This window comes from Streptococcus suis, assembly GCF_002964045.1.
Classification (GTDB): Bacteria; Bacillota; Bacilli; order Lactobacillales; family Streptococcaceae; genus Streptococcus; species Streptococcus suis_U.
In genome coordinates this window covers 1-1,030 of record NZ_POPB01000209.1, presented here as the reverse complement: position 1 = coordinate 1,030, position 1,030 = coordinate 1, and the positions used below count along the sequence as shown (strand labels likewise).

Annotated in this window: 1 protein-coding gene; it reads left to right on the top strand. The window is 37.8% G+C overall.

The genetic code is table 11. The features are described from left to right. On the top strand, window positions 1–885 hold an 885-nt coding region (locus C1E99_RS01865), incomplete at its 5' end, for an IS30 family transposase (protein WP_105206426.1). Between the last annotated feature and the right edge of the window lie 145 nt (window positions 886–1,030).

Below are 1,030 nucleotides of genomic sequence, written 5' to 3'. Positions count from 1 at the left end.
ATTGATGAAAATAAGTCCAATCGTGAAATTGCAGGCTTATTAGGAAAGGCGCCTCAAACGATTCATAATGAAGTCAAAAGAGGTACAACTTTACAACAAGTGAGAAAAGGGCTATACAAAAAGGTCTATTCTGCCGATTACGCACAAACTGCTTACCAATCCAATCGAAAACGGTCGGTGAAAAAGTTAATTCTAACAAAGGAAATCAGAGAGAAGATCTTACACTATCATAAGCAAAAATTTTCGCCTGAAATGATGGTTAAGAAGAAGCAAGTGAAAGTTGGTATTTCAACCATCTACTACTGGTTTCATAATGGTCATTTAGGATTGACGAAGGCCGACATACTTTATCCCAGAAAAAGGAAAGGTGTCAAGAAGCAAGCTAGTCCGAGCTTTAAGCCGGCAGGTAAATCTATCGAAGAACGTCCTGACGTTATTAATCTTCGCTTGGAAAATGGTCATTATGAAATTGATACCGTCCTACTAACTAAGATAAAAAATTATTGCCTGTTAGTCTTAACCGACCGGCGGAGCAGACACCAAATTATAAGGTTAATTCCAAATAAAACTGCTGAATCTGTCAATCAGGCGCTTACGTTACTATTAGGGAAGCATCGTATTCTGTCCATTACTGCAGATAATGGTTCGGAGTTCAAACGATTGTCTGAGGTATTTCCTGAGGAACATATCTACTACGCACATGCTTACTCTTCATGGGAGAGAGGTTCAAATGAAAATCATAATCGATTAATTCGTAGATGGTTACCTAAGGGAACCAAGAAAACGACTCCGAAAGAAGTCGCTTTTATCGAAAATTGGATTAACAACTACCCTAAAAAATGCTTGGACTACAAGTCGCCAAGTGAATTTCTTTTGGGTGGCTAACTTCAACTTGAAATTTGGGACCGCTCAGTTTTTCATAAAAAATCAAAAAAATATCAAAAAACCGGTTGACAATGTGTATAAGTCGTGATAGAATAATTGAGTTGTCTCTTGAGGGGCTAGTCAGTAGCGGAATGAAAAAAAGTTT